The following is a 2,098-nucleotide window of genomic DNA, read 5'->3' as shown; positions in this document are numbered from 1 at the left end:
GGCCGCCGGGGGCCTGCATGACGCCGTCGAGGCTGATGAAGGCGGCTACGATGAGTTTGCGCATGGGGACTCTCCTGATGCCAGCCGGGGTGGCTGTGGGCATTGGGTAGTCGAATGGCGCAGGGCAGAATCGACAGCGGAAACCTGTGCCGGCCCTTTCGCGGGTGAAGCCCGCTCCCACAGGTACTGCACAGTTTTCGAAACCTGTGGCGATCCTGTCGGAGCGGGTTTGTTCGCGAAAGGGCCGGTACAGGTCTACATCACAACCAGTAGGTCACCGCCCACCACCCCAGCCCACCCATGACCACGGTATAGGGCAATGCCATCCACACCATCCGCCCATACGACAGCCGGATCAGCGGCGCAATCGCCGAGGTCAGCAGGAACAGGAACGCCGCCTGCCCATTTGGCGTGGCCACGCTGGGCAGGTTGGTGCCGGTGTTGATCGCCACCGCCAGGGTTTCGAAGTGCTCGCGGCTCATCCCGCCATTGAGGAACGCCTGTTTCACCTCGGTGATATAGATGGTGGCGACGAACACATTGTCACTGATCGCCGACAGCAAACCGTTGGCCAGGTACAGCATGCCCGGTTGCTGCTCGGCCGGCAGCGTCAGCACCCAGCTGATCAATGGGCTGAACAACTGCTGCTGATGAATCACCGCCACCACGGCGAAGAACACCACCAGCAATGAGGTGAACGGCATCGCGTCCTGGAACGCCCGGCCCAGGCGGTGTTCATCGGTGATTCCGGTAAACGCGGTAATCAGCACGATCACCATCAGGCCGATCAGGCCAACTTCCGCTACGTGCAACCCCAGGCACACGATCAGGATCAGCGCGGCCAGGCCTTGTACCCACAGTGCAATGCGTTGGGCCTGGGTGCGCGCGGCATCGTCTTGCGCCGCATAGGTCGCCAGCACCTGGCGCACCGGTTCGGGCATCAGCGTGCCGTAACCGAACAGGCGCAGCTTCTCCAAGAGCACGCAGGTCACCAGGCCGGCGGCGAGCACCGGCACCGACACCGGCGCTACCTTGAGGAAGAAGTCGGCGAAGTGCCAACCCATCTCATGGCCGATCAGCAGGTTCTGCGGCTCGCCCACCAGCGTGCAGACGCCGCCCAGGGCAGTACCGACGGCGCCGTGCATCAGCAGGCTGCGCAGGAAGGCGCGGAACTGGTCGAGGTCATCACGGTGCAGCTGCGCTACCTGCTGGTCGCTGTCCAGCGCAGTCTCTTCGCGTGGGTTGGTCCCGGAAGCAACGCGGTGATAAACCGCGTAGAAGCCGACAGCGGCACTGATGATGACGGCGGTCACCGTGAGTGCATCGAGAAACGCCGAGAGGAACGCCGACAACACGCAGAACAGCAATGCCAATACCGGTTTGGAGCGCACCCCCAGCAGGATGCGCGAGAACAGGAACAGCAGCAGTTCTTTCATGAAGTGGATGCCCGCCACCATGAACATCAGCAGCAGGAGGACCGGGAAGTTGTGCACCAGTTCGTCATACAGCGCCTGCGGCGTGGTCATTTCCAGCAGCAAGGCTTCGACCAGCAACAGGCCGCCCGGCATTAGCGGGTAGCACTTCAGGGCCATGCCCAAAGTAAAAATGAACTCGAGCACTAATGCCCAGCCAGCGGCAACCGGGCCAACGCTGACCAGCAGCAGTGGGTTGAGCAGCAGGAACAGGCAGATAACCGCCTTGTACCAAAGCGGCGACTGGCCCAGAAAACCATGGGCAAGGGCCCTGGGCAGGGAGCGGGTCATGAATATGTTTCCTTATGATTCGACAATGGCGCACGGTGCCGGATCGCTGCGTCTTAGGCAAGGCATGCAGTCCCGTTTTTGGCACAAGTGCGGTCATCGGGCTGGGTTACCATCCGCCGTATGAACCCTTCACCCTCAGGAGTGCCGCCCGTGACCGAATACAGCGCATTCAAGGTCGAACTGACCGACAACATCGCCCACGTCCAGATCAACCGCCCGGAGAAGGTCAACGCGATGAACGCGGCCTTCTGGGAAGAGATCATCGAAATTTTCCAGTGGGTGGACGACACCGACGCCGTGCGCGTGGTGGTGATCAGTGGTGCTGGCAAGCATTT

The 2,098-nt window shown here is 61.8% G+C and carries 2 protein-coding genes and 1 pseudogene; 1 reads left to right on the top strand and 2 read right to left on the bottom strand.

Going from position 1 to position 2,098, the window contains the following annotated elements; genetic code table 11:
- Together HP546_RS31600 and nhaB are read right to left on the bottom strand one after the other, a co-directional pair.
- Window positions 1-64, bottom strand: a pseudogene (locus HP546_RS31600) (dihydrofolate reductase); the annotation flags it as partial.
- A gap of 196 nt (window positions 65-260) precedes the next feature.
- Entirely contained in the window at window positions 261-1,763 is a 1,503-nt protein-coding gene (gene nhaB / locus HP546_RS29540; protein ID WP_172233220.1) for a sodium/proton antiporter NhaB, read from the bottom strand.
- 150 nt (window positions 1,764-1,913) lie between these two features.
- Here nhaB and HP546_RS29535 point away from each other — a divergent pair.
- A partial coding sequence (locus HP546_RS29535) for an enoyl-CoA hydratase-related protein (RefSeq protein WP_372242477.1) occupies window positions 1,914-2,098 on the top strand: 185 nt, incomplete at its 3' end.

The sequence above is a fragment of the Pseudomonas sp. CM25 genome, assembly GCF_013179705.1.
Taxonomy (GTDB): domain Bacteria; phylum Pseudomonadota; class Gammaproteobacteria; order Pseudomonadales; family Pseudomonadaceae; genus Aquipseudomonas.
This window is presented reverse-complemented; position numbering and strand designations above follow the sequence as displayed.